General features: G+C 57.2%; 25 protein-coding genes and 1 tRNA gene. 15 read left to right on the top strand and 11 right to left on the bottom strand.

Annotation, left to right across the window (positions count from 1 at the left end; genetic code table 11):
* Window positions 1-7 precede the first annotated feature (7 nt).
* From QOX26_RS05530 to QOX26_RS05520, 3 genes are all read left to right on the top strand, one after another.
* Window positions 8-880 (top strand): radical SAM protein, encoded by an 873-nt coding sequence (locus QOX26_RS05530; RefSeq protein WP_283673932.1) that lies wholly within the window; start codon window positions 8-10, stop codon window positions 878-880.
* A gap of 166 nt (window positions 881-1,046) precedes the next feature.
* Window positions 1,047-1,646, top strand: a complete 600-nt coding sequence (locus QOX26_RS05525) for a zinc dependent phospholipase C family protein (protein ID WP_283673931.1) — start codon at window positions 1,047-1,049, stop codon at window positions 1,644-1,646.
* 154 nt (window positions 1,647-1,800) lie between these two features.
* Window positions 1,801-3,252, top strand: coding sequence for a sensor domain-containing diguanylate cyclase (locus QOX26_RS05520; RefSeq protein ID WP_283673930.1), 1,452 nt, complete (start codon window positions 1,801-1,803; stop codon window positions 3,250-3,252).
* 59 nt (window positions 3,253-3,311) lie between these two features.
* Here QOX26_RS05520 and QOX26_RS05515 read toward each other — a convergent pair whose 3' ends face one another.
* Window positions 3,312-4,031: a queuosine precursor transporter gene (locus QOX26_RS05515; protein WP_283673929.1), complete on the bottom strand. Its 720-nt coding sequence runs from the start codon at window positions 4,029-4,031 to the stop codon at window positions 3,312-3,314.
* Between the two features lie 2 nt (window positions 4,032-4,033).
* Entirely contained in the window at window positions 4,034-4,747 is a 714-nt protein-coding gene (locus tag QOX26_RS05510; protein ID WP_283673928.1) for a radical SAM protein, read from the bottom strand.
* Window positions 4,748-4,955: 208 nt separating this feature from the next.
* On the opposite strand from QOX26_RS05510, the gene QOX26_RS05505 reads away from it, so the two are divergent.
* The 6 genes from QOX26_RS05505 (at window position 4,956) to QOX26_RS05480 (ending at window position 11,197) form a co-directional block, all read left to right on the top strand.
* Window positions 4,956-6,377, top strand: a complete 1,422-nt coding sequence (locus tag QOX26_RS05505; protein ID WP_283673926.1) for an alanine/glycine:cation symporter family protein — start codon at window positions 4,956-4,958, stop codon at window positions 6,375-6,377.
* A gap of 161 nt (window positions 6,378-6,538) precedes the next feature.
* A complete protein-coding gene (locus QOX26_RS05500; protein WP_442870211.1) occupies window positions 6,539-8,029 on the top strand; it encodes a Na+/H+ antiporter NhaC family protein in 1,491 nt (496 codons plus the stop codon).
* Window positions 8,030-8,110: 81 nt separating this feature from the next.
* Window positions 8,111-9,469 carry an MATE family efflux transporter gene (locus QOX26_RS05495; protein ID WP_283673925.1) on the top strand — a complete coding sequence of 453 codons (1,359 nt, stop codon included), beginning with the start codon at window positions 8,111-8,113 and terminating at the stop codon, window positions 9,467-9,469.
* A gap of 90 nt (window positions 9,470-9,559) precedes the next feature.
* A complete protein-coding gene (locus tag QOX26_RS05490; protein ID WP_283673924.1) occupies window positions 9,560-10,219 on the top strand; it encodes an ABC transporter ATP-binding protein in 660 nt (219 codons plus the stop codon).
* A gap of 23 nt (window positions 10,220-10,242) precedes the next feature.
* Window positions 10,243-10,731 carry a deoxycytidylate deaminase gene (locus QOX26_RS05485; RefSeq protein WP_283673923.1) on the top strand — a complete coding sequence of 163 codons (489 nt, stop codon included), beginning with the start codon at window positions 10,243-10,245 and terminating at the stop codon, window positions 10,729-10,731.
* A gap of 88 nt (window positions 10,732-10,819) precedes the next feature.
* Complete coding sequence (locus QOX26_RS05480; protein ID WP_283673922.1) at window positions 10,820-11,197, top strand: desulfoferrodoxin family protein; 378 nt, start codon at window positions 10,820-10,822, stop codon at window positions 11,195-11,197.
* 121 nt (window positions 11,198-11,318) lie between these two features.
* Here the strand turns inward: QOX26_RS05480 and rpsR are convergent, their stop codons facing one another.
* From rpsR to rpsF, 3 genes are read right to left on the bottom strand one after another with little or no spacing between them, the layout of a single operon-like run.
* Complete coding sequence (gene rpsR / locus QOX26_RS05475; protein ID WP_283673921.1) at window positions 11,319-11,591, bottom strand: 30S ribosomal protein S18; 273 nt, start codon at window positions 11,589-11,591, stop codon at window positions 11,319-11,321.
* 18 nt (window positions 11,592-11,609) lie between these two features.
* Window positions 11,610-12,089: a single-stranded DNA-binding protein gene (locus QOX26_RS05470; protein ID WP_283673920.1), complete on the bottom strand. Its 480-nt coding sequence runs from the start codon at window positions 12,087-12,089 to the stop codon at window positions 11,610-11,612.
* Between the two features lie 15 nt (window positions 12,090-12,104).
* Window positions 12,105-12,401 carry a 30S ribosomal protein S6 gene (gene rpsF / locus QOX26_RS05465; RefSeq protein ID WP_283673918.1) on the bottom strand — a complete coding sequence of 99 codons (297 nt, stop codon included), beginning with the start codon at window positions 12,399-12,401 and terminating at the stop codon, window positions 12,105-12,107.
* Between the two features lie 162 nt (window positions 12,402-12,563).
* Here rpsF and QOX26_RS05460 point away from each other — a divergent pair.
* From QOX26_RS05460 to QOX26_RS05450, 3 genes are all read left to right on the top strand, one after another.
* A tRNA-Thr gene (locus tag QOX26_RS05460) sits at window positions 12,564-12,639 on the top strand.
* Between the two features lie 109 nt (window positions 12,640-12,748).
* Complete coding sequence (locus tag QOX26_RS05455) at window positions 12,749-13,393, top strand: undecaprenyl diphosphate synthase family protein (protein ID WP_283673917.1); 645 nt, start codon at window positions 12,749-12,751, stop codon at window positions 13,391-13,393.
* 236 nt (window positions 13,394-13,629) lie between these two features.
* Window positions 13,630-14,202 (top strand): manganese efflux pump MntP, encoded by a 573-nt coding sequence (locus tag QOX26_RS05450; protein WP_283673916.1) that lies wholly within the window; start codon window positions 13,630-13,632, stop codon window positions 14,200-14,202.
* Between the two features lie 51 nt (window positions 14,203-14,253).
* Here the strand turns inward: QOX26_RS05450 and QOX26_RS05445 are convergent, their stop codons facing one another.
* From QOX26_RS05445 to QOX26_RS05430, 4 genes are all read right to left on the bottom strand, one after another.
* Entirely contained in the window at window positions 14,254-14,847 is a 594-nt protein-coding gene (locus tag QOX26_RS05445; protein WP_283673914.1) for a GNAT family N-acetyltransferase, read from the bottom strand.
* Window position 14,848: 1 nt separating this feature from the next.
* Complete coding sequence (locus QOX26_RS05440) at window positions 14,849-15,628, bottom strand: ABC transporter ATP-binding protein (protein ID WP_283673913.1); 780 nt, start codon at window positions 15,626-15,628, stop codon at window positions 14,849-14,851.
* A 1-nt stretch (window position 15,629) separates the two neighbouring features.
* Window positions 15,630-16,538, bottom strand: a complete 909-nt coding sequence (locus QOX26_RS05435; protein ID WP_283673912.1) for an ABC transporter permease — start codon at window positions 16,536-16,538, stop codon at window positions 15,630-15,632.
* A gap of 101 nt (window positions 16,539-16,639) precedes the next feature.
* Window positions 16,640-17,659, bottom strand: coding sequence for an ABC transporter substrate-binding protein (locus QOX26_RS05430; RefSeq protein WP_283673911.1), 1,020 nt, complete (start codon window positions 17,657-17,659; stop codon window positions 16,640-16,642).
* 270 nt (window positions 17,660-17,929) lie between these two features.
* On the opposite strand from QOX26_RS05430, the gene QOX26_RS05425 reads away from it, so the two are divergent.
* The 3 genes from QOX26_RS05425 to QOX26_RS05415 are packed head-to-tail and all read left to right on the top strand — an operon-like array spanning window position 17,930 to window position 20,070.
* Window positions 17,930-18,301, top strand: coding sequence for a CBS domain-containing protein (locus tag QOX26_RS05425; RefSeq protein ID WP_283673910.1), 372 nt, complete (start codon window positions 17,930-17,932; stop codon window positions 18,299-18,301).
* Between the two features lie 20 nt (window positions 18,302-18,321).
* Window positions 18,322-19,365, top strand: coding sequence for a hypothetical protein (locus QOX26_RS05420; RefSeq protein ID WP_283673909.1), 1,044 nt, complete (start codon window positions 18,322-18,324; stop codon window positions 19,363-19,365).
* 24 nt (window positions 19,366-19,389) lie between these two features.
* The gene (locus tag QOX26_RS05415; RefSeq protein WP_283673907.1) at window positions 19,390-20,070 is read left to right on the top strand and encodes a PspA/IM30 family protein; all 681 of its coding nucleotides are present in this window, start codon (window positions 19,390-19,392) and stop codon (window positions 20,068-20,070) included.
* A gap of 49 nt (window positions 20,071-20,119) precedes the next feature.
* Here the strand turns inward: QOX26_RS05415 and QOX26_RS05410 are convergent, their stop codons facing one another.
* Both QOX26_RS05410 and QOX26_RS05405 read right to left on the bottom strand, forming a co-directional pair.
* The gene (locus tag QOX26_RS05410) at window positions 20,120-22,699 is read right to left on the bottom strand and encodes an S-layer homology domain-containing protein (RefSeq protein ID WP_283673906.1); all 2,580 of its coding nucleotides are present in this window, start codon (window positions 22,697-22,699) and stop codon (window positions 20,120-20,122) included.
* A 180-nt stretch (window positions 22,700-22,879) separates the two neighbouring features.
* Window positions 22,880-25,147, bottom strand: coding sequence for a WG repeat-containing protein (locus QOX26_RS05405; protein WP_283673905.1), 2,268 nt, complete (start codon window positions 25,145-25,147; stop codon window positions 22,880-22,882).
* Window positions 25,148-25,237 lie beyond the last annotated feature (90 nt).

The raw sequence follows: 25,237 nt of genomic DNA, 5'->3' as shown, positions 1-25,237 counted from the left end.
ACAACAAATGATACAGTATGAAGGACGCGTGTTTCGTCCGCCTTCCGAGGCGTACAGCCTGATTGTGCAGGTCACCATCGGCTGCAGCCACAACAAGTGCACGTTCTGCGATATGTACAAGGAAAAGCAGTTCCGTGTGCGCAAAATTGAGGATGTCAAGCGCGATTTTGACGACGCACGCCGCCAGTACCGCCGCGTTGACCGCATTTTTCTGGCTGACGGCGATGCACTGATGTGCCGTGCCGAGCATATGGCGGAAATTTTGCGGTATATTAAAGCGGTGTTTCCCGAGTGTGAGCGCGTGACAAGCTACGGCTCGCCCGCATCCATCCTCGTGAAAAAGCAGGAGGAGCTGAACCTGCTGCACGAACTGGGACTGGATATGATTTATCTGGGGTTGGAGTCCGGCTCGGATGAGGTGCTCAAACGCATCAACAAGGGTGAGACCGCCGATGAAATCGTCCGCGCGGGCCTGATGGTCAAGCAAGCGGGCATGAAGCTTTCGGTCACCTGCATCGCAGGCTTGGGCTCGATGGAACTTTCCGAAGAGCACGCCGTCAAAACAGCAGAAGCGCTTTCGCGGATGAAGCCCGAGTATATCGGACTGCTGACCCTGCTGTTTGAGCTGGAAACGCCGCTCATGCGTGAGTGGCAGGCGGGACGCTTTTATCTGATGAACCCGATTGAAATTGCGCACGAAACGCTCATCCTGCTCGAGCATATTGATTCCGAGGGTTCGGTGTTCCGTGCAAACCATGCGTCGAATTATGTCAACCTCGCCGGCACGCTCAACCGCGACCGTGAAGCCATGTGCAGCCGTCTGCGGCAGGCACTGGAAGGTAAGATCCAATTCCGCAACGAAGCCTTTCGTGCAAGGTAACCAAAATAGAATTCAAAAATTTTACAATTCAAATCAATTCCTTAAATTTTCTGAAGGCATACAAGAAATTTTAAAAAAATGCGGGACATTAGCGGCAAGTTGTGCTATAATGACTTCGTATTTTGAGAAGAGATTGAATTGTGGCTATCCAGTTGGAGGATGAAGAATGGATTCCGTGTCCCACATCCGCGTGGCAAATCTGCTGATGAAATATGTGGAGCAGACTTGCGGCGTTACTTTTGAACAAAGTGGTTTTCTGTATGGCAACCTGAAGCCTGACCTGACCGGTACCTACCTCACCAAGCGGCATTATCCGTCGCTGATGATGGAAGAGGTAATGGAAAAAATCCGGGTGTTCGCTGCGAAATATACCATCGGACCGATTAACGGCCATGAGCTGTCGGTCGATTTGGGAGAAATCTGCCATTTCATGACTGATTTCTTTACTTACCCGCATAACGACGATATTTACGATCATAACCTGCTGGCGCACTATGTCTATGAAAAGCGCATCGCGCTCGTCATCCGCCGCAGGCTGGACGATCAAAAATTTGAGCAGTGGGCAAGCCCGCTGATTCCCCCGCTCACCGTGGATACGCTCATCGGCCGCATTGAAGCCATGCACGAGCAGTACCGTATGCAGCAGCGCAAGCACTGCATCAACGATGACATCATGCACGTCTGCCGCGCAACCGCGCTTCTGGTGATGTCGGTCATCAATATCTGCTACGAGCAGGCAGAGGTCGGCGTTCCGGCGACCGCTTAACGGAAAATTCGAAAATCCTGCTGCCGAACCGACAGCGGGATTTTTTTAACTCAGCGCAGCTGAAACGACGATAAAACCGCAGCAGAACACCGGCATTGAAGCATGCCAATCCAGGTCGGCGCGGTAAAACGGAACGAGAAAGAAGGTGACGCAGATGAAGAAGATTAAATTGCCAACTAACGTCATCATATCCATCGTGATTATGCTGGGCTTCGGGGCAACCGCGCTTTTCTCGTATCTCTCGTCTCAGCAGCTATTTTATGCGGATGTGGAGGCTGTTTCGGAGCTGACATCGGAAAATATATTTGTCAACATCAACAACCTGATGGATCGGCCGATGAATATTTCGCTGACCATGGCGAACGATACCTTCCTGCGTGACTTTATGCTGACGGAAGCGAAGGATGAGCTGCATCATAAGAATATTGCCACGCTGCAGGATTATCTCGCGTCCTACCGGCAGAAATACAACTTTGACTCCGTGTTTTTTGTCTCCACCAAGACGGGGTATTATTATCACTATGCCAATGGAATTGACCGCACTCTGACGCCTGACAATCCGGAAAATGATTGGTATTACGAATTTTTGAAGGATCCGAGCGAGTGCGCTCTTAATGTGGATAACGACGAGGCCAAGGATAATACGATCACCATTTTTGTCAACTGCAAGCTGCTGGACGACCAGGGCAATATTCTGGGCGTTGTGGGCGTTGGCATGGAAACGCCTTACGTGCAGCATTTCCTGTCTGAAAACGAAGAAAAATATGGCGTGCAGGCCTTCCTGATTGATGCACACGGCAAGGTGCAGCTTTCCTCCACCGCGACGGGCTTTGAGAATGTAAACCTATTCGATCAGGAGATTTACAGCTCCATGCAGGATGCGATCCTCAAAAACACCGAGGGTGCGGAGCAAAGATGGTACCACAGCAGGGAGGTGGACGGCCATGTTGTCTCCCAATATATCCCGAATCTCAATTGGTATCTTGTCGTAGAAAAAAATATTACCGAATTCAAAGAAAGAATGACAGTTCAGCTTGGCTTTGGTCTGCTGTTCAGCGTGATTGTGCTTGCTGTTGTCATCTCGATCGTTTCCGCGGTTAACAGGCGCAACAAGAAGATGCTTGTCAGCCTGGCGCAGATGGATCAGCTCACCGGAATCCGCAACCGCAACAGCTATGAACAGCAGATGGCCGAGTACAGCGCGCGGCTGAGCAGCCTGCCGGGCTTCGGCATCGGCATATTTGACCTGAACAATCTCAAACGGGTCAACGATCTGTACGGGCATCAGGCGGGCGACGCATGCATCAAGCGCTTTTCTGCCCTGCTGTGCACCACCTTCAAAAGCTGTCCGGTTTTCCGTATCGGCGGCGATGAGTTTGCCCTTGTGCTGCTCAATATGACGGAGGCTGAGCTTGAACGGTCGCTGCGGGTGCTGCGCGAGAAGCTGGAGGCGGAGCGTGTGGGCGAATTTGCGATCAGCGCGGCGTTCGGCTACGCGTTTTATGACAGAGCGCATCCGCAGGATTGGAATGAAATCTTCAAAACGGCGGATGACAATATGTACGCCAATAAGGCAGCGTCCAAGCGGCAGCAGGACGGCAGTTAATCCGATCAAAAACAAGCGGCGGAACACCAAGGTGTTCCGCCGCTTTGCTGATGCTGTTGTTATATTCCATGCTCCTGCGTCGCGCCGAGCTTTTTCTCGTGAATCAGGCGGGCGGCATAGACCGCGGGCGTGTCGAGCAGCGAGGTGAAAATGAAGATGATGTAGCTCGAAAGCGTGATGGAGAGCAGCGTCGGCCAGTCGTACGTGCCGTAAAACGCGAAAAGCGTGAAAAGCATGGCGTTAAGCAGCTGGGATACCAGCGTCGAAGCGTTGTTGCGCAGCCATAGGAAACGACGGCTGTCGCCCGTGCGTCGGGTGGTCAGCGCCCACCACGTGTGGTAAAGCCAGACATCGAAAATCTGTGCGATGGCATAGACCGCAAGCGAGGCAATCATCATACGCGGCGTGTTGGAGAACACCGTGCGCATGGCGGGCGAAGCCCAGTCGCTTTGTGCGGGTACGTACAGCAGCCACGACTGCGATACCAGAATGAAGAGAATATTGGTTAAAATACCCGCATGCACCGCCTTCTGCGCGGCCTTTTTACCCGCGACCTCGCTCAGGATGTCGGTCACAAGGAAGGTGGAGGCAAACAGGATGTTGCCGAGCGTCATTTCCATGCCGAAGGCGTTGACCAGAATCAGCACCTCGATGTTGGCGGCAATGGTCGCAAAACAGGTGAAGGCCATCAGGCCGCTTGTCCCAAAGAGGTAAAACCAGAGCAGCACCGAGCCGTACAGCAGCACGACCGAGCCGATTAACAGCAGTTCATTTGTCATTTTTACAGGCCTCCTACGCCAAAATCGGTATTGTTCAGCAAAATATCGACCCGTGGGTCGTCCTTGAAGCGGGGATAAATCTCCCGCACAAAAAGTTGGTGTACGTCCGCGTCCGGGCGGACATCGGTCGCGTTTTCAACCATGAGGTTGACGCATACGCGGTCAAAATGGGCAAGTCCGGTTTGGATATCGCTGAGCATGCTCAGCGCGGTCTGTCCCGAAAGTCCAAACAGCAGGCAGCATTCGTCAAACTGCTCGGCGATTGCGGCGGGGTCCGTCTCGTCGATGCCCTTGTCGAGCACGCGCTCGCGGAAGTTTGCATCAAAGCTCTCGACGCCGATTTTCACATGCAGGTGAACGCCAAGCGTTTCAAACCGCGCACGCAGCGCGGGGATGCGGGTGCGGTAAACCCAGTGGCTCTCGACATGAAGGTCGCGGATGCTCTTTTCGCGGCAGACCTGCTCAACGAGTGCGATGGAGGACGAATCCAGCTCGAAAAACGAGCCGGAGTTGATGACCTCAAGCCGGCCGAACACGCCGGTTACCTGCCCGAGCACCGCGCGGTTCACGGCGAGGTTGTCCTGCTCGTCCTTCGAGCAGTCCAGATGATAATCGCAAAAGCGGCACCGCCGCCATGTGCAGCCCCGTCCGCGCAGCAGCGCGATTTCGCGGGGGTTTTTGTCGTCAATCACGGAATACCGTGTTAAATCAGCCACAGCTGCCCCTTTCCGGCAAAAAAATATGGCACGCCCACGGGCGCACCATCACAAAGCCCCCGCGCCTTGCCGGCCGGGGAATGCCTAGTTTTGTTTATAGACAGGATGGTTACGAACTGTCTGTTTTTCAGTTGTAAATCGCAGTATACAGGAAAAAAACACAAAAGTCAAGCATAGACTTTCCCGAATGGGAAGGGAAGTGCATGTGATGGAACAAATAAAGCTGATCAATGACATGGTGCGTGCCTTTGTCTGGGGCATGCCGATGCTGCTGCTCCTGCTGGGCACAGGCGTGTGGTTCACGGTCAAAACCGGATGGTTTCAGCTGCGGTACATTCGGCTGTGGCTGCAAAAGACGCTGTTTTCCTGCTTCACCGGCCGCGCACGTCAGGGGACGGACAAGGGCGCGATTTCGCCCTTCGCCTCGATGTGCACGGCGCTTGCGGCGACGGTGGGCACGGGCAACATCGCGGGCGTGGCCACCGCGCTGACCATCGGCGGGCCGGGCGCGGTGTTTTGGATGTGGGTGTCGGCGTTTTTCGGCATGATGACCGCGTTTGCCGAAAATACGCTCGGCCTGCTGTACCGTGAGCGCGGAGCGGACGGCGCGTGGCGCGGCGGGCCGATGCTCTATCTCAAAAACGGCCTGAAAAGTCCGTTTCTGGCAGGCGCGTTCGCATTTTGCTGCATGCTCGCCTCTTTCGGCATCGGCAACATGAGCCAGTGTAACTCAATCGCAGAGGGGCTGTCGGGCACGTTCGGCGTGCCGCCGCTTGTCACCGGACTGTGCACAGCGGCCGTGCTCGGCGCGGTCATGCTGGGCGGCCTGAAGCGGATTTCCCGCGTCACAGAGACGCTCGTGCCCTTTATGGCGCTGTTTTACATGGGCGGCGCGGCGATTGTGCTGGTCGTTCATCGCGGGGGACTTGCGGACGCGTTTTCGCAGATTCTCTCCTGCGCCTTTGACTGGCGGGCAGGCGTGGGCGGCGCGGCGGGCTACGGCATGCTGCGCGCGCTGTCGTCGGGTGTGTCGCGCGGGGTGTTTTCGAACGAAGCAGGACTCGGCTCGTCGGTCATGGTACACGCAGCGGCGGACACAAAAGAGCCGTGTGAACAGGGCATGTGGGCGGTTTTTGAGGTATTTTTCGATACGATTGTCATGTGTACGGTGACGGCACTGGTCATTCTGGCGTCGGGCGTGTACGACGTGGGGCAGTACGGCGCGGCTGCCGGTACGCCCATTCTGTTCCGCCTTGCAACGGGGGCGCGGCTGACCTCGGCTGCGTTTTCCACCGTGTTCGGCGCGTGGGGCGGGGCGTTTATCGCGGTGTCGCTCGCGCTGTTTGCGTTTTCCACGCTGCTCGGCTGGTCGTACTACGGACAGCGCGGCGTGGAATACCTGTTCGGCGCGCGGGCAGTGCCGGTTTACAAGTTCCTGTTCGTCGCTATGACGGTGTGCGGCTGCACGATGGAGCTGTCCCTTGCGTGGGAGCTGTCCGACACCTTCAACGGCTTGATGGCGCTGCCCAACCTCGTCGGCGTGCTTGCGCTTTCGGGTCAGGCGCTCGACGAATGGAAGCGTTATCGCCGCCGTTTGGAGCCTATGGGCGGCAAAAAATACAGAAAATAGGGAAAGCGACAAAGGCAGACCGTGTGAGGAGCACTTTTTTTGGCGGAAAAGAAGCAATTTAGCCTTGTAAATCGTGTAAATCCCATGTAAAATAGAGAAATAGACTGCGAACGTTTGCGGCGTTCGGAGGAATAGAAAAAATATGGGGGACTTTATTGCTTATGGATTTGACTGCAACCGTATGGACACTGCTGCCGCCGATCATTGCAATCGCGCTGGCGCTCATCACCAAGGAGGTCTATTCGTCGCTGCTCATCGGTATTTTGACAGGTGCGCTGCTGTACAGCGGCTTCAATCCGCTGCACGCACTGGAAACCACCTTTGAGGTTATGGGCGGAAAACTGGGTGGAAACATCAATATCTGCATCTTTTTGGTGCTGCTGGGCATTTTGGTTTCGCTCGTCACCAAGTCAGGCGCATCCCGCGCTTACGGCGAGTGGGCGGTAAAATCAATCAAAAGCCGCCGCGGCGCATCGTTTGCCACCTCGTTCCTCGGCTGCTTCATTTTCGTGGACGATTATTTCAACTGCCTGACCGTCGGCACGGTCATGCGTCCGGTAACGGATAAATACCGCATCTCGCGCGCCAAGCTTGCGTACATTATCGACGCGACGGCCGCGCCCGTCTGCATCATCGCGCCAATTTCCTCTTGGGCGGCGGCGGTTACCTCGTCCCTGCCCGAATCGAGCGGGATTGACGGCTTCTCGCTCTTTATGCAGACCATTCCCTTCAATCTGTACGCCCTGCTGACGCTCGGCTTCCTCGCCTTCCTGATAGCGAGCGACTTCGATTTCGGCCCGATGGCCAAGTACCAGAAGCGCCATGAGCAGGACGATCTCGCCCACATTGAAGAAACGCACGTGGTTGCGGGCGCGGGCAAGGTCGGCGACCTGATTATCCCGATTGCCACGCTGATTGTGCTGTGCATCGCCGGCATGCTGTACACGGGCGGCATTCTGGACGGCGTGGGCGTTGTAGACGCGTTTGCAAACTGCGATTCCTCGACCGCGCTGGTGCTCGGCTCGTTCACGACGCTGATTGTGACCTTCCTGCTCTACATTCCGCGTAAGATTCTGACCTTCGGCCAGTTCTGCGAGGCCTTCACCGAAGGCTTCCGCTCCATGGTGCCCGCCATCATGATTCTGACCCTCGCGTGGACGCTGTCCGGTGTGTGCTCGGGCGATTACCTGAACATCGGCGGCTATGTGTCGAGCGTCGTCGGCGGCGATTCGGTCGTCACCATGCTGATGCCGGCCATCTTCTTCGTCGTTGCGCTCGGTCTGGCGTTTGCCACCGGTACCTCGTGGGGTACCTTCGGCATCCTGATTCCGATTATCGTTGCGGTTTTCGCCGATACGATGAGCCCGATGCTCGTGCAGACCGTGGCGGCCTGCCTTGCGGGCGCGGTGTGCGGCGACCATGTTTCTCCGATTTCGGATACCACCATTCTGGCCTCTGCGGGTGCGCAGTGCAACCACATTGAGCACGTTTCGACCCAGATGCCCTATGCGCTGCTGATTGCGGCGATCTGCTTTGTCGGCTATCTGGTCGGCGGCCTGACCGGCAGCGGCTATCTGGCGCTTGCAACGGGCGTAGTGCTGCTCGTGATCACCGCCTGCGTACTGACGGCCAAGAACAAGAAAAAAGCATAAAGCAAAAACCGTAAAGATGCGGGCGGACGAATGTGTCCGTCCGCTTTCTCACGCGAACATCGTCACAAAGGGTGAACAATTTTGACAACCGATTTAACCGAAGGAAATCCTTCCAAACAGCTGTTTTGGTTCTCGATGCCGCTTTTGGCGAGCGTTGCCTTCCAACAGCTGTACCAGATGGCGGACTCTATCATCGTCGGCCGGTTTGCGGCGACGGCTGAGGCCGGTGAGCTGGCGCTTGCCGCGGTGGGCGCGAGCTTTCCGATTACGCAGCTTTTCGTCGCCGTGGCGACCGGCGTCAACATCGGCGCTTCGGTGCTGGTGTCGCAGCTGTTCGGCGCAAAGCGCTTTGTCCGCATGAAAAGCGCGGTTTCGACCGCCATGCTGACCACCACAATCATCGCACTGCTGCTGACGCTGCTTGGCAGTCTGGCCTGCACGGGTATTATGTCCGCGCTGCAGACCCCGGCCAATGTGTTTGCGGACGGCGCGCTTTACTTACGGGTTTACGTGTTCGGACTGCTGTTTCTGTTCCTGTATAATGTCTGCACCGGCATTTTCAACGCCATGGGCGACAGCCGAACGCCGCTGATTCTGCTGGTCATTTCCTCGGTGGTAAACGTGGTGCTCGACCTGGTGTTCGTGGCACAGCTGCACTGGGGCGTGGCGGGCGTTGCATGGGCAACCTTCATCGCGCAGGGCGGTGCATCGGTGCTCGCGCTGATTCTGCTGCTGCGCAGGATGAAAAGCTTTGACACAGGCGGCCATTTTCTGTTCTTCTCGGTTGAAATGCTGCGCCGATTGACCAACTATGCCGTGCCATCTATCGCGCAGCAGAGCTTCGTATCGGTCGGCAACGTCATCATTCAGTATTTGATCAACGGCTGCGGCGCGTCGGTCATGGCGGGGTATTCGGCGGCGATTAAGGTCAATTCCTTTGCGCTGACCTGCTGCATGTCGTTCGCCTCCGGTCTGTCCAGCTTTGTCGCGCAGAACATCGGCGCGCGCAAGCTCGACCGCGTCGGACAGGGACTCAAAGCGGGCGCGGCCTACTCCATCGGTTTGTCAGTGGTGTTCACCGCAGTGATTCTGCTGAGCGCCGATCGGCTGATCGGCCTGTTTCTGCCTGCGGGCAGTGCGTCGGCGGCCATCACGGTCGGAAGGCAGTTCCTGTTTGTCGTGGTGCCGTTCTACATCGTCGTGTGCGTCAAGTTCGTGTGCGACAGCGTGCTGCGCGGCGCGGGCGCGATGCGTCCGTTCATGATTACCACCTTTTCCGACCTGATTATCCGCGTGGTGCTGTCGATTATTCTGTTCCGCGTGCTTGGCAGCGAGCTTGGTATCTGGCTTTCGTGGCCGCTTGGCTGGTTCCTCGGTTCGGGTCTGTCCGCGTATTTTTACAAAACAGGCGCGTGGCGTAAAATATTGCCCGAGCTGTAATGGCAAAACAATTGAAACCCTCCCAAAATGGGAGGGTTTTTTTTGTGCATAAACGCTGATTCATTGCCGCAAACTGTAAAAGGGAGGGGAATGGACTTGATAAATTTGATGCATGCGAGTAAAATATATGTAAACGGTGTGCGCGCGTTGAGCGGAATTGATTTTGCCGCGGAGGATGGAGAATTTGTTTCCATCATCGGCGCGTCCGGCTCGGGCAAGTCGACACTGGTACACCTGCTTGGCCTGCTCGATACCCCGAGCGACGGCCGCTATCTGCTCGATGGGGAGGACGTATCCGCCCTGCGTCCGCGGGAGCTTGCCGCGCTGCGGGGACGGAAAATCGGCTTTATTTTTCAGCATTTTCACCTGATTGAAGGCATGTCGGCGCGGGATAACGTTGCGCTGCCGCTGCTTTTGCAGGGCGTGCGCCGCGAGGAGCGGCTGGAGCGGGCGGATGAAGCGCTGGCGGCGGTCGGTCTGTCACACCGCGCGGGACACCGTCCGGCCGAACTTTCGGGCGGTCAGCAGCAACGTGTCGCGGTCGCGCGCGCAATCGTCACCAGACCGCGTGTGCTGCTTGCGGACGAGCCGACCGGCAACCTTGACCCGGCGGCGGCTAAGGACGTGCTCGCGCTGCTGTGCGAGCTGCATCGGCAGGGAAATACAGTCGTACTCATCACACACGATATGGCGGCGGCCGGCCGTGCCGAGCGCACGCTGTATCTGGAAAACGGTGCGCTGCTATCATAAAACGGAAATTTTGGAGGATGCATATGAATCGACGGGACAAGACCAATTACTATCTCGACATGGCCGAGGTCGCGCTCGAGCGCGGAACCTGTCTCCGACGCAATTTCGGCGCGGTCATCGTCAAAAATGACGTAATCGTGTCCACAGGCTACACCGGAGCGCCCCGCGGCCGTGAAAACTGTATCGACATCGGTTCGTGCATCCGCAAGAAGCTGAATGTGCCGCGCGGGGAACGATATGAGTTCTGCCGCTCGGTGCACGCCGAAATGAATGCCATCATCAACGCTTCGCGTGAGCAGATGCTAGGCGCGACGCTTTACCTCGTCGGACGCGACATGGAGACAGGCGAAATCATGCAGGATGCCAATTCCTGCACCATGTGCAAGCGCATGATTATCAATGCGGGCATTGAGCACGTGGTCATCCGCCGGGATCGGGATACATATGATATTGTCAGCGTTCGGGACTGGATTTATCACGATGATATTCTGGACGGGCAGCGGGGATACTAAGCGGTGAGGGCCAAACGAGCAATCGGTCGGCCTTTCCGATAGATGCGCAAGTGCGCAGAGGGTTTTAATAAGAAAGGAGTTTTACACAATGGAACTGAAGCTGCTGAAATGCATGCACTGCGGCAACGTAGTGGAAAAGGTAGTGGATCACGGCGTACCGGTTATCTGCTGCGGTGAGCCGATGAAGGAAATGCACGCGGGTGCGACCGACGGCGCGATGGAAAAGCACGTGCCCGTTGTCAAGGTCGAGGGCGATAAGGTCACGGCCTGCGTGGGTGAGGTCGCCCATCCGATGAGCGACGAGCACCACATCGCCTTCATCATTCTGGTGACGGACAAGGGCGTTTATCGCCGCGATTTGCCGCATACTGGGGCACCGGAGGCCAAATTTGCGCTGTGCGACGAAAAGCCGATTGCGGTTTATGAATACTGCAACCTGCATGGTTTGTGGAAAAAGGATCTGTAAGAAAAGTGAAGCAAAAGCCGCTGCCGATCAAGTCGGACAGCGGCTTTTTCCCCTGAAAGGCAAAAAAAGACCGCCCCCCGGAGGGACAGTCTCTTGTGTATCCTATTAAAAAACGATTTGCTTACTCCGCCGTGTAGGGGAGCAGAGCGATGTGACGGGCACGCTTGATTGCGTCGGTCAGCTGACGCTGATGGCACGCACATGCACCGGTCATACGGCGGGGCAGAATCTTGCCGCGCTCGGACATAAACTTGCGAAGCTTCGCAAGGTCCTTATAGTCAACATGCTCGACCTTGTCTACACAGAAGGTGCAAACCTTTCTGCGACGACGGCCGCGCTGGGGACGCTCCGAACGTTCCGGACGGGGCGTGTATTCCTTCCTGGTTTCTTCCATTGTCACATAACCTCCTTATTAGAATGGGACATCGCCGTCGTCATCAGCGAGCTCCTGGAAATCCGAACCGCCCGAGGGCAGATCGAATGCGGGAGACACCTGAGATCCGGCGGGTTCAGGGCGCATCTGGGAACCGTTATCATAGCCGCCAAAGCTGCCGCCGCCGTTTTCACGCGACTTTTTGGTCTCACCAAAGGAGACTTCGTCGCAGTTGATTTCGATGGCGGTTCGGTTGTTACCGTTCTGGTCCTGCCAACGGCGGGACTGGATGCGGCCAACCACGATGGCCATGACGCCCTTTGTGAACCACTGAGCGACAAATTCAGCCTGACGGCCCCATGCGACACAGTCGATGAAGTCGGTCTGGCGTTCGCCGTTGGGTCCCTTCCGATCGCGGTCAATCGCGAGGGAGAAAGAACAAACGGCCATGTTGCTCTGGGTGTGGCGCAGCTCGGGATCGCGGGTCAATCGACCCATCAGAATAGCCTTGTTGAGCATTTCAGCACACCTGCCTTAGTCGTCCAGGCAGACGATGAGGGAACGCATGATACCGTCCGTGATCTTGTAGATACGGTCGAGCTCAGCCGGGAAAGCCGGAGCAGACTCGAAACGGACGAGCGTGTAAGTGCCCTCGGTCAGATCGTTGATCGGGTACGCCAGCTTGCGCTTGCCCCAGTCCTCAACCTCGACGTTCGTGCTGTTCTGCTCGATGAGCGCCTTGAACTTGTCCACGACAGCAGTAGCAGCTGCCTCTTCCAGCGTGGGGTTGACAATGAAGATCGTCTCATACTTGCCAGTGATCTTTGCCATAAATTTAGCACCTCCTTTTGGACTTTTGGCCCACAACCTTTGTTGTGAGCAAGGATACCCTACTATTATATCGTGTGAAAACAAAAAGTCAAGGAAAATATCAAAAAAAGATTGACGAAATGTCAGAGCCGTGTTACAATAACAAGGCTGACAACCTGAGATGCTTGTGTGGCTCAGTTGGTAGAGCAGCGCATTCGTAATGCGCAGGTCGCCGGTTCGAGTCCGGCCACAAGCTCCAAGAAAACCCGCTGTTTCGTAAGAAACGGCGGGTTTTTTGCATCTGTTTACCGCTCATGGTTGCCGAGCGTTTTTTCTGGACATACTGGAAAAAACATGAGGTGATGACAGTGCGCAAACCAAACCATATTGCAATTATTCCGGACGGCAACCGCCGCTGGGCGTGCGAAGCAGGGCTGCAAAAGCGCGACGGCTACGACCACGGCCTGACGCCGGGCGTTGCCTGCCTGCGGCTCGCGCAGCAGTACGGCATCGGCGAAGTCACGTATTATGGCTTTACCACCGACAACTGCAAGCGTCCAAAGGATCAGGTGCAGGCGTTTACCGACGCGTGCGTTGAGGCGGTCAGAATGGTGCAGCGGGAGAACGTATCCCTCCTCGTGGTCGGCAACTACGACTCGCCGATGTTCCCGAAGGAGCTGCTGCCCTATGTGCACGAGCGCACGGTATTCGGCGACGGCAGAACCCGGGTCAATTTTCTGGTCAATTACGGTTGGGAATGGGATTTGGGTAACATGCAGACCGGCACGCGCAGCCGAAAAACCATCTGGGACAACCTCCGCTCCCGCGATGTTTCCCGGGTCGATTTGGTGCTGCGCTGGGGAGGCCGGAAGCGGCTGTCCGGCCTGCTGCCGGTGCAGACGGTGTATGCGGATATTTTCACGATTGACGAGATGTGGCCGGAGTTTGCCGCAGGGCAGTTTGAACGCGCCATGCAGTGGTATGATACGCAGGATGTGACCCTTGGCGGCTGAGTCCGCCCGGGGTGCGCGGGCGGGCATATTGACAAGGATTGCCGCATATGGTATGATAAAAAAACTGTAATAAGGGAGTAGTCAGCGAGGCTTGTTCCGGCCGCGCGGCAAGGCCAACATACTGAAGAGCCTGCTCTTCTGGTTTTGCATGAAATGACGAGACTTATCTGTTTAAGCGACAGATGGGTCTTTTTTTATGCCCTTTCTGGCGCGGGATAACATAAGGAGGACAAGAAATGGGATTATGGGAACTTTTTATCATCGCGGTGGGGCTGTCGATGGATGCGTTTGCGGTATCCATCTGTAAGGGGCTTTCGGTGCGCAAGCTGCGGCCAAAGCATGCGCTCATCACGGGCGCGTATTTCGGCGGTTTTCAGGCAATGATGCCGCTGATTGGCTTTTTGCTGGGCGTTAATTTTCAGTCGTTCATCACCAACGTCGATCACTGGATTGCATTCGTGCTGCTTGCACTGATCGGCGGCAACATGGTGCGCGAGTCGCGCGGCGGGCAGGATGACGAGGGCACCTCGCTCAATGACTCCTTCTCCTTTGCGACCATGCTGCCGCTCGCGGTCGCGACCAGTATTGACGCGCTCGCCGTGGGCGTAACCTTCGCGTTTTTGCAGGTCGACATCGTGCCGGCCGTGCTGTTTATCGGTCTGACGACCTTTGTGCTCTCGTGCATCGGCGTCAAGGTCGGTCATGTATTTGGACTGAAGTATAAGTCCCGCGCCGAGCTGTTCGGCGGCGCGGTGCTGATTTTAATGGGGCTGAAAATCCTGCTCGAGCATTTGGGATTGCTGGGCTGAACAAAACAGAAAGAGGGCGCTGTCGCTTGCAAGCGATAGCGCCCTCTTTTACTATGATTCCTCTAATCCGTTGCCCGCCGCCTCGATTTCCGGCCACCAGAGGACTTCCGGCTGATGCTGAAAATGGTCGCCGATGGTTTTCTCCATCCACACCATGTTGTACCAGCGCTTGAACTTATAGCCGCATTGATGGAACTCGCCGACCATGCGATAGCCGAGATGCTCGTGAAACCGCACGCTGTCCCGCGTGAGGTATTCGTCCTCGGTCTCCGGACAGGCAATGCAGGCGTTCACATTTAGAATACCCTGCTGCCTCAGCGCGCGCTCCAGCGCGTGATAGAGCTTGCATCCGATGCCCTGGTGCTTGCAGTCCATGCGGACATAAATGGACGTTTCGACCGCCCAATGGTATGCGGCACGTTCGTGAAACGCCCCGGCATACGCATAGCCGACGAGGACACCGTTTTGCGCGGCAACCAGATAGGGATAGCGCTCCTTGACGCGCCTGATGCGGGAGCGAAATTCGGACACGCTGGGTACGTCATACTCAAACGTAATCGCGGTCTGCTCAACATACGGCGCATAAATACCAAGGAGGTCTGCGGCATCCGCTTCGGTCGCAAGTCGGATGATGAAATCGTCCATTTTATTCGGACAGCAGCATACGGTCGTTTTCGATGTTGAATTTCTCCAACAGATCGCGCACGGAGAGGTTTTTCTTCTCCTCGCCGCGAATGTCGACCACCACGCGGCCAGCGTCCATCATAATCAGACGGTTGCCGTACTGGATGGCATGCTTCATGTTGTGCGTGACCATCAGCGTGGTCAGGCCGTCGCGTGCGACGATTTCTTCGGTCAGCTGCAGCACCTTGTCGGCCGTTTTGGGGTCGAGCGCGGCGGTGTGCTCATCCAGTAGCAGCAGATCGGGCTTTTGCAGGGTCGCCATCAGCAGCGTCAGCGCCTGACGCTGGCCGCCTGACAGCAGGCCAACCTTGCTCGTCATGCGCTCCTCGAGTCCCAGGCCGAGGGTGGCAAGCTTTTCGCGGTAAATCTCACGCTCGGCGGCGGTGATGCCGCTGCCCAGACCGCGTGTTTTGCCACGTCGGTAGGCCAGCGCGAGGTTTTCTTCGATGCCCATCGTCGCGGCGGTGCCCATCATCGGGTCCTGAAACACGCGGCCGAGATACTTCGCACGCTTGTGCTCGGGCAGTCCGGTCAGGTTGAAGCCGTTTAGGTGAATCGTGCCCTGATCGACCGGGAACACGCCCGCAATGAGGTTCAGGATGGTCGACTTGCCCGCGCCGTTGCCGCCGATGACGGTAACAAAATCGCCGTTTTCAAGCGTCAGATTGAGGCCGTTGATGGCCTTTTTCTCATTAATTGTGCCGGCGTTGAAGGTTTTTTGGATGTTTTTAAGCTCCAGCATGTTACTTGCCCTCCTTTTTCGCGGCCTTGTTGAAGTATTTGCCCTTCCAGTAGGGGATGGCGAGGAAAATCGCAACCACAACGGCGGAGAGCAGCTTGAGGTCGTTGGCGTTCAGACCCAGCCAGAGCACGACCTGAATGACAGCGTAGTAAATAATTGCGCCGAAGCCGACGGAAAGCAGCTTGAGTGCGAAATTGCGGAAAATCTTTCCGAAAATAACATCGCCCACGATGACGGCGGCCAGACCGATGACAATCGCGCCGCGTCCCATGTTGACGTCCGCAAAGCCCTGATACTGGGCGAGCAGTGCGCCGGAAAGCGCAACCAGTCCGTTGGATAGCATCAGGCCGAGCACCTTGGTCAAATCGGTGTTGATGCCCTGTGCGCGGGACATGTTGGGGTTTGCGCCGGTCGAACGAATCGCGCAGCCGAGCGAGGTGCCGAAGAACCAATACAGCAGGGCGATGATGACGACCGTGAAGAGCGCGCCGATGAGAATGGCGTTGGGAATGCGGCGCAGCGAGACGAGCAAATCGTATTTATCGACCGAAATGGCCTGATTTGCCTTGCCGCTCATGATGCGCAGGTTGATGGAGTACAGCGAAAGCTGCGTTAAAATACCGGCAAGCAGCGCCGGAATGCCCATCAGGGTATGTAGAATGCCCGTGATAAGACCCGCGAGCAGACCCGCGATAATCGCGCCGAGCATGGCAAGCCACACGTTGCAGCCGTTTACCATCAGGATGATGCAGGTCGCGCCGCCCGTGGTGATGGAGCCGTCGACGGTCAGGTCAGCGACATCGAGCACCTTATAGGTGATAAATACGCCGATTGCCATGATGCCCCAGATGAGGCCCTGGGCCATCGCGCCGGGCAAGGCGTTGAAGAGATTGACAAAATTCACGTTCATTCCCCCAAAAGGTATTTTTCATTACAAACACACGTTAACATTATAGCGAAAAAAAGCGGAAAAGGAAAGTCCTTTTCCGCTCTTTTTAAAAAGATGCCCGATTATTCCGCAGCGATGGCTTCGTAATCCGCCGGCGGGGTGATGCCGAGCGCTTCACAGTTCGCCGCATTGTACTTCTTGGTTACGTTGGGCGCAAATTCCACGTCCATCTTGGTCACGTCCGCACCGTTTACCAGAATGTCGTATGCCATCTGGCCGGTGGTCTGGCCGAGCTCATAGTAGCTGATCGACAGAGTAGCTACGCCGCAGCCGGAGCAGATGCCCTCTTCACCCGCGATGACCGGAACCTTGGCCGGCAGGCAGATGTTGTTGATGATTTCGGTGTTCGACGCAACCTGATTGTCGGTCGGTACGTAGATCACATCGGAAGCACCGACAGCGCTGGTGCAGATCGAAGCGATGTCGTTGGAGTCAGCAAAGGAATACTCGGTGCAGGTGTAGCCCATCTGCTCCAGAATCGGCTTGATGACCGAAATCTGGTAAGCCGAGTTCGGCTCGCCCGAGCAGTACAGCAGGCCGACGTTCTTTGCATCCGGGAACATTTCGTTCAGCATCTTGGCCTGCTCCTCGAGGGGGGCAAGGTCGGAGGTGCCCGAAATGTTGCGGCCGGTTGCGCCGGTCCAGTTGTCGATTTCAAGCGCGGTCGCATAGTCGGTGACCGAGGTGCCGAGCACGGGAATGGAATCGGTGCCTGCGGCAGCGGCCTGCAGCGGCGAGGTCGCGTTGGCAAGAATCAGATCAACGTTCGAGGAAACAAAGCCGTTGACGATGGTAGCACAGGTCGGTGCATCGCCCGAAGCGTTCTGCTCGTCAAACTCCACCTTGTTGCCGCCTGCCGTCATCAGCTCTTCGAGCTTTTCGCGGAAGCCCTGGGTTGCAGCGTCCAGTGCGGGGTGCTGCACGAGCTGGCAGATGCCAACTTTAAAGGTTTTGCCGGTCGCAGCCGCATCGCCGGCGTTATCGGTGTTGCCCGCAGCAGCATTGTCGCCACTGCCGCCGCATGCAGTCAGGCTGAGTGCCATTGCGCCCGCCATCAGAGCAGCCAGAATTCTTTTCTTCATTATGTAACCCTTCCTTTGCGATAAAACATTCAATGGGAAGCCGCCTGCGGCTTCACTTTTACATTTTAGCAGTTAAAAGGAAAAAGGTCAAGACTGTATGGAAGGTTTTTCATGCCGCTTTTTGCGAAGAAGTGCGCGGATATTTGTAAATAAACTATCAATCTTGTACGACGGCGGTTGACCTGTCACGCCCGCTGTCGTACAATAATACCAAGGGAAATTCAAACCTTCCCAAGAAATGAGGGGATTTGGATGAACATTTCGTTTTTCTTGAAGCCAAAGATAGAGGTTTCGTACTTATATGAGGACTGTCCGGCGCGGCAGGCGCTCAGCGACATGATGAAGAGCGGATTTACCGCCATTCCGGTGATTGACCATAAAGGCATATACCTCGGCACAATCAACGAGGGCGATTTTCTGCGCATGCTGCTGATGAAAAAGCCGGAAGAGGTCAAAAGTATGACGGTCGGACAGGTGCCGCGCCGCGTGCGCCATCGTACGGTCAGCATTGACGCGCGGATGGAGGATTTGGTGGATTTGGTGACCGAGCAGAACTTTGTGCCCGTGGCGGACGGCCGCGGTGTGTTTATCGGTATCATCACCCGGCATGATGTAATTCAGTACCTGCGTGAGCATAAATAAGCGGTAACAGGGGGAGTTTTATGGGCAGATCAGGCGGCGGAGGCGGCGGTTTCTCCGGCGGAGGCGGCTTTGGCGGCGGCGGATTTTCCGGCGGCGGGCGTTCCTCGGGCGGATTTTCCGGCGGCGGCCGCTCGGGCGGCGGCTCAAACGGCGGCTCGCGCGGCGGATATGGCGGATTCGGCGGTTACGGTGGCTTCGGCCGCATCCGAACCGGACCGATTATCATCAACAATTCACCCCGCAATTACGGCGGGGGCGGTTCAAACGGCGGTCCACCCGCGGGCGGCGGCGGACCCAACCGCAGCAGCGGCTCGGGCTGCGGCACATTTGCCATTTTGCTCGGTATTTTTGGGGTGCTGCTGCTGGTTTTCGTCATGATGAACGGCATTATGATTGGGGACGGTGCGCCGCGCTCCACCGTGGAACGCGAAGCCCTGCCCGCGAGCGCGGTGAGCGAAACCGCCTACTACACGGATGAACCCGGCTGGATTACACAGCCAAGGCAGCTTGAAAGCGGCATGAAGAAGTTCTATGAGCAGACCGGCGTGCAGCCCTATCTGTATATCCTGCGCGACGACGCGGCCGCAACCGTGAGTGAGCTGCAGAAGAAGGCGGAGGAGCTGTATCCCAAGCTGTTCTCGGACGAGGGGCATTTCCTTCTGGTGTTCTGTGACAACGGCCAAGGCTCGTATAACTGCGGTTATACGGTAGGCACGCAGGCAAAAACGGTCATGGACAGCGAAGCTATCGGCATTCTGGCCGATTATCTGGATCGCTACTATTCCTCCAACATGGGGGAAGAGGAATTCTTCAGCACCACGTTTGAAAAAACGGGCGAGCGCATCATGACGGTCACAAAGTCGCCGGTTCCGGTGATTGTGATTTGCGTGTCGGTTGTTGCCGTGGTCGCGCTGCTGTATTTCTGGCGCAAAAAGGCGCGTGAGCAGCGTGAGCGGGAGCAGAAGCGGGCGGAGGAAATCCTCAAAACGCCGCTTGAGAAATTCGGAGATCAGGAGGTCGAGGACCTCGCCAAGAAATATGAGGACGGCGAAAGCAAGCCGTAGGCACTGTAAGGAGGACAAAAGCAAATGGGCATGTTGGAACGTTTTAGTGACATTGTAAAGGCGAATATCAACGACCTGCTGGACAAATGCGAAGACCCTGCCAAGATGATTGACCAGTATCTGCGCGACCTGACCGAAAATCTGGCCGAGGTCAAGCGGGAAACCGCGGGCGTGATGGCAGAAGAGGCGCGCACCAAGCGTCTGGTGGACGAAAACGCTGCAGAAAGCAAGCGCTATGAGGAGTTGGCCAAAAAGGCGCTGGCCGCGGGCAGCGAGAACGACGCGCGCGTATTCCTCGGCAAGAAGCAGCAGCATGACGCAAAGGCGGAAGGGCTGCAGGCCACCTACGCCGCCGCGCATGAAAACGCGGTCAAGATGCGCCAGATGCATGACAAGCTGATCGGTGATATCGAGCAGCTCAATGGCCGCCGTGAGGCGATTAAGGCCAAGGTTGCCGTTGCAAAGACGCAGGAGAAGGTCAGCAAGTACTCGTCCTCGGCCGACAAGACGGCGGGCGCGATGAACGCCTTTGACCGCATGGAGCGCAAGGCCGACGACATGCTCGACCGTGCCAACGCGATGGCCGATTTAAACAGCAAGCCGGTGGACGAAGCAAGCGAGCTGGAGAAAAAGTATGCCGAAAACGGCGCGAACGCCGCCGTGAGCGACGAACTGGAACGCCTGAAAAAGGAAATGGGCTTATAAAGCAAACAAAAAAAGACCGCTGCATGAGCAGCGGTCTTTTTATTTTGGTTTACTTCAGAATAACGCGTTCGCGCACGGTATCCTTAACGATAATGGCCAGACTTTGCGAGGTGTAGCCTTGGCAGGCAATCTGCGCCGTGTAGGTAGAGCGCTTGAGGCGGAAGGTCGCCACGCCGTCTGCGCCGGTGTTGACAATCTTGCCGCCGATGGTCACCGCAGCGCCCGACAGCTTGGCGCCGTACGAGTTGGTCACGGTGATTTCGACCGTTTCAAGAATTTCGCCCGTCAGCGTGACTGTGCGTGCGTTGGTGACGCTGGTCGTGGCGGAAACGCTGGCGGTGAAGCGGCTGTCCGAAGCCTTGAGCGTGTACGAACCGCGCTTGACATAGAAGACTGCCTTGCCGCTCGAATCCGTGTTCACGGTCTGCACCGGCGTACCGGTCTCCGCGTCCGACGGGGTGCAGGTGGCGCTTGCGCCAGAAATGGCGTTTCCGAGGTCGTCCACTACGGTGGCGGTTAGCGCGTAGGTTGTCACATAGTTGACGCGCAGCACGGGGTTAACGCCGCTCGACATGACGAAGGTGAAATCAGCGTAGTTCGCGCCGCTCGTCGCAAAGGAGGACACGGCGGACTTGCTCAGCGTGATGACATTGCCGTTCGTCTGGTACTGCCAGTTCTCCTCGAGGGTCTTGTTATTGCTGCGGATGTACTTGAGCGTTGCACCGTTTGCGGGCTTGAGGGTAACGGTCAGGTCGGTGTAGCCGCCGGACGAGGTGTTTGCGTCAAAGTCGGCGGTGCTCTGCGACAGGGCGTTGACCGGCGAGGTATCCACAACTGTAAGAGAGCAGGTCATCGACGAGCCACGGCTGGGCACAAAGGTCACGGTGTACGAGCCGGTGCTGCGCGAGGCAAGCGCCGACAGCTTGAGTGTGACAAGGCCGCTGGTCGAGGCGTAGGTGTAATCGTCTCCGCGCGTCAGCATGGTGCTGCCGATTTTCACATCGGACAGTGTGGTGCCGGCCGGCAGGGTAACGGTCACCGACTGGTCCGCGTAGTTTGCGGATTCCTTGTACTTGTCAAAGGTGACGGTCGACGGACTGACGGCGGTCAGCGCGCTGTTGATGCTTGAAACCGCGATGGCGGCCTTGGTGCCGTCCTCAAAATAAAGCTCCATCGAGTAGGTGCCGGCACTGAGCGTGGTCAGATAGGTCTTGTACACGCGGATGCCGTTCTGGCTTGTCAGCAGCGCATAGTCGGTGCCTTGCTTGAGGTTTGCGCCGTTGCAGACGACCTTGGTCAGGTCGTTCTTGTCTGAATTAAAGGTAAAATCATAGGAATGCGCGATGGACGAGGTGTCGCTCACATCAAAGCTGAGTGCGGCGGGGGAGACTGACACGCTCGACGAGGACTTGACTTCCTCGCCCGCGATGGTCGCAGTCACGCCGCTTGCCAGCTCAACCGAGCCGGGCTTCATCAGCAGATTGCAGCCGGTGGCGTTGAGCTTTGCCTTCTGAATCGAGCCGCCGCCGGAAACCGTGACCTTGGCGTCAGCCGTCAGCTCGTTGATCTCGGTGCCGCCGGTGGTGAGGATGGTAGCGGGCTGGCTGACCTTAGTCGTCCAGACCTGACCGTCGAGCGTCAGCGACAGGCCAGAGCCGCCGAGCGTCAGGTCGGACAGGCCGCCTGCCGACACGCTGAGGTTGCTTTCGCTCAGCGAAGCGGAGGTCATGACCGTGGTCTGTCCGATGTTGGTGTTGCCGGAGCAGATGACCTGCGGGGCGATGCCGAGTGGGGTGGAAACGACCATTTGCGCCGTGTTTACGCCGTCCAGCGTGACTGCGCCGCCCGAAATAATCACGCGGCCGGAAACATTGACGTTCTTGAGCAACACCTCGCCCGAGAGCACGCCCTCGGTGATGTAGAGATTGCCGTTCACCGTCGTATCGGACAGGGTGCAGGGCGCGGTGATAGAGACGTTTTTGGTGGTGCTCTGCAGGTTGGCCGATGTGTAAACACCGCTTTTGGTGTTCAGCGGCGTGCCCATGTAGAAGTAGAGAATCTTGGCAATCTCAGCGCGGGTAATCTGTCCCTGCGGCTTGAGCGTGCCGTCGGTATAACCGTTTAAGTAGCCGTTGTCGATTGCGTCGGCCAGATACTCGCGGCTCCAGGAGTTGATGGTGCCGCTGTCCTTAAAGCTGGTCAGCAGGGAATCGCTGCTGGTGGGTGTGTACTTTTGCAGACGGCCCAGAATGGTCGCGGCCTGCTCGCGGGTGAGCGTGCCGTTGGGATTCATCTTGTTGTTGCCCACACCGTTAATGTAGCCGTGCGCTACCGCGATTTGGACGGTTTCATAGTACCAATCGGCCTTGGCAACGTCAGCAAAGCTGATGGTTGACTTCTGCGTGAAGTCAAACGCGCGGTTGATGTATCGCATGAACTCAGCGCGCGTGATGGCCTGATTGGGCTTGTACTCGCCCGTGCTGGACGAGGGATTCATGATGCCCTGGTTGCTCAGCGCCTCAATATAGCTTTTGGCCCAGTGATTCTGAATGTCGGACGCAGCAAAGGCTGCAGGCAGCGTGCAGATCAGCAAAGCGGCAGAAAGCACGGCGGTAAGAAATCTTTTCACTCTGTTTCACCTCTTATTGTTTTTCTTGGTTACACGTTCCATTTTACCATTGTTTTGCTTATTTGTGTACTGTAAATTTACGCCTGCGGACGAGCAGGGATGCCCTTTTGCGGAAAATGCTCCCTGAGTTAGACGAAAACGGCGCGAAAAGGGTTCCCCGCAACGCGGCGCGGATGGGAATCAGACAAGCAGCAGGAGTTTTACGAACTGTGCGCGGGTCAAGATGCTCTGCGGGTCGATGCGGCCGTCCGAGCCTTGGATCAGCGCCTGTTGTACGCACAGCGCGGCGGCGGCGCGTCGGTTGGCGGAAAGCTGCGCCGCATCGGAAAAGGCGGAGAGCGTGCTGTCAATCCGGGTGGAGGGCAGCGCGGTTTTTCCGTCCTTCAGCAGCACGTTTGCAAACAGCTGCATGGCGTCCTCCCGCGTGACGGCGGCGTTGGCGGAAAATCCGTCCCACAGGCCGGTGAGCAGGCCGCCGGTGTAGGCCGCGCCGACCTCCTCTGCGTACCATGCGTTCGGGTCATAGCCCGGCTGCGCGGGCACGGTCGCGGGGGTCAGGCTGCGGCTGCGCGCAACGGTGGTACAGACCTCGGCATAGGTGATGGCGTCATCCGGACGGAAGCGACCGTCACTGCCCTGCACCAGTCCGCGCTCGGCGGCACGCAGGATCAGCGGCTCGGCCCAGTGTCCGGACACATCGGTGAAGCGAACGGCGGCCGCGTTCTGCTGATAAGGGGTCAGCAGTGCCTGGAAGCAGGCGCTGTCGCGGTTGACCGCATCACCAAGCTGCTCAAAGGAAAGCAGATAGCGCTCAGTGTAAGTGCGGCGGGTGCTGCTCTCGTACTCGTTGTAGAAATAGGTCACGCCCGCGGTGCTGATGCGCGGAAAGCTGTACAGATAGATGGCGTGCTCATCAGGCAGCAGGCTGCGCACGGTGGACAGATAATCGCTTCCGAGCAGGTCGGAAAGCTGATACTGTTTGCCGGTGTTCAAATCAAAGGCCAGATTGTTGTTCCAGACGGCGGAACCCTGACCCTTGCCGCTGACACAGTTGGCCGAAACGACCAGAACCGACCCTTCGAGCGACACGCCGTAGGTGCCTTCAAGCGCCTCGTACTCGGCGGTTACCGACGGACCCTTGAGGAAAAGGTCGCGGATGGCAGCGTTGATCTGCTTTTGCACAGCCGTATCGGCCATGCCGCTGATTTCGGGGAAGGTGACGTTCCAGCCGTGCTCGGTGCCGTCCTTCTGATAGCCGAGGAATTTTTCATACCGCACGGACTTGGCGGTCAGGCCGCCGCCGAGGTCGAAGGAGGTTTGCGGGGCGTAAACCGTCTGCCCGGTGGCGAGGTTGATGTACCGCATCTCGCCGTTTTGCGTGACGCGCACGATGTTTTCGGTCAGCAGGCGCGGCTGCTCGGCGTTTTTCAGGCTGAAGGCGAAGCCGCCGTTGCGGCGGAAGAAAATCAGGCTGCCGTCGCTCATGCCGTGCCACGACAGACCGTACTTAATCTCGGAAAAGCCCCCGACGTACTCGGGCGTGCGGTAGACCACGTTGCCCGATGCATCGACCGCCGCGGCCGAGCCGTCCTCGCTGCGGGCGGCGTACAGGCCTTCGCCCATGTAGCTGAGGTAGTAATAGGCGGGTTTGGTCAGCACGCGGCCGTTTTCGTCAATCAGCCCCCAGCGGTTGATTTGGCGTACCATGGCCGCGCCCTCGTGGAATTCGGAGATGCGGTTGTAGATAAAATCGGTCAGGTACTGGCCGGTGATAATCGAGTACAGCGCCTGATTGCTGCCGTCCGACACGATGAGCGTGTCCTCGCCGTAAATGGTCAGGTAAGAGGGCGTCATAAAGCGCTCCAGCTGGCTGACCACCGCGCCGGTCGTATCAATGACGGAAAACGAGCCGTCAGCGGCCTCCACGACCGCCCGGCCGCCCGAAAACGAGCCTGCGCTCTTGTAGCTGCCGGAAAAGGCAGCCGTGCCGTCGGCCTTGACATAGCCGTACAGACCCGAAGCCGGACTTTTGCACAGCAGCAGTCCGTCGGCAAAGAAGCCCTCCGCACCGGCATAGGAGCCGATGAGCTCGCCCGCGAGGGTGTAGTATACGCTGCGGTCGGCATACCGGTAGGCAATGGCGTCACTTGAAAAATCGACCGAAATAGGCGCATCGGCATAGGGTATAATTAATTTGCCCTGGCGGTTGATAACGCCGGTCTGCCATTTTTCGTCCTCCACCGCGGCAAGCCCGCAGTCGGCAAATTCGCCGGCCTTGGTGTAGACGAAGGGCAGCACGGTCTGTCCCGATTCATCTAAATAGCCGTACAGCGTCACACCGTCCGCCCCGGTGCGCACGGCGGGAAAGGCGGAGCTTGCGTCTGCCGCCCCCGCGCCGACCAGCAGTGTCAGCACAGCGGCAAGTGCGCAGATTGTCTTTTTTATCATCTTTCAATACCATCCTTGGGTAATCATTTCTATGTATCCAAATTATATCCCCTGCCCGCGCCCCTCACAATAGAGCGCGCGAAACTGTAA

Origin of the sequence: Butyricicoccus sp. Marseille-Q5471 (genome assembly GCF_951230135.1) — a bacterium.
In the GTDB taxonomy this organism is placed as follows: Bacteria; Bacillota; Clostridia; order Oscillospirales; family Butyricicoccaceae; genus Agathobaculum.
This window is presented reverse-complemented; position numbering and strand designations above follow the sequence as displayed.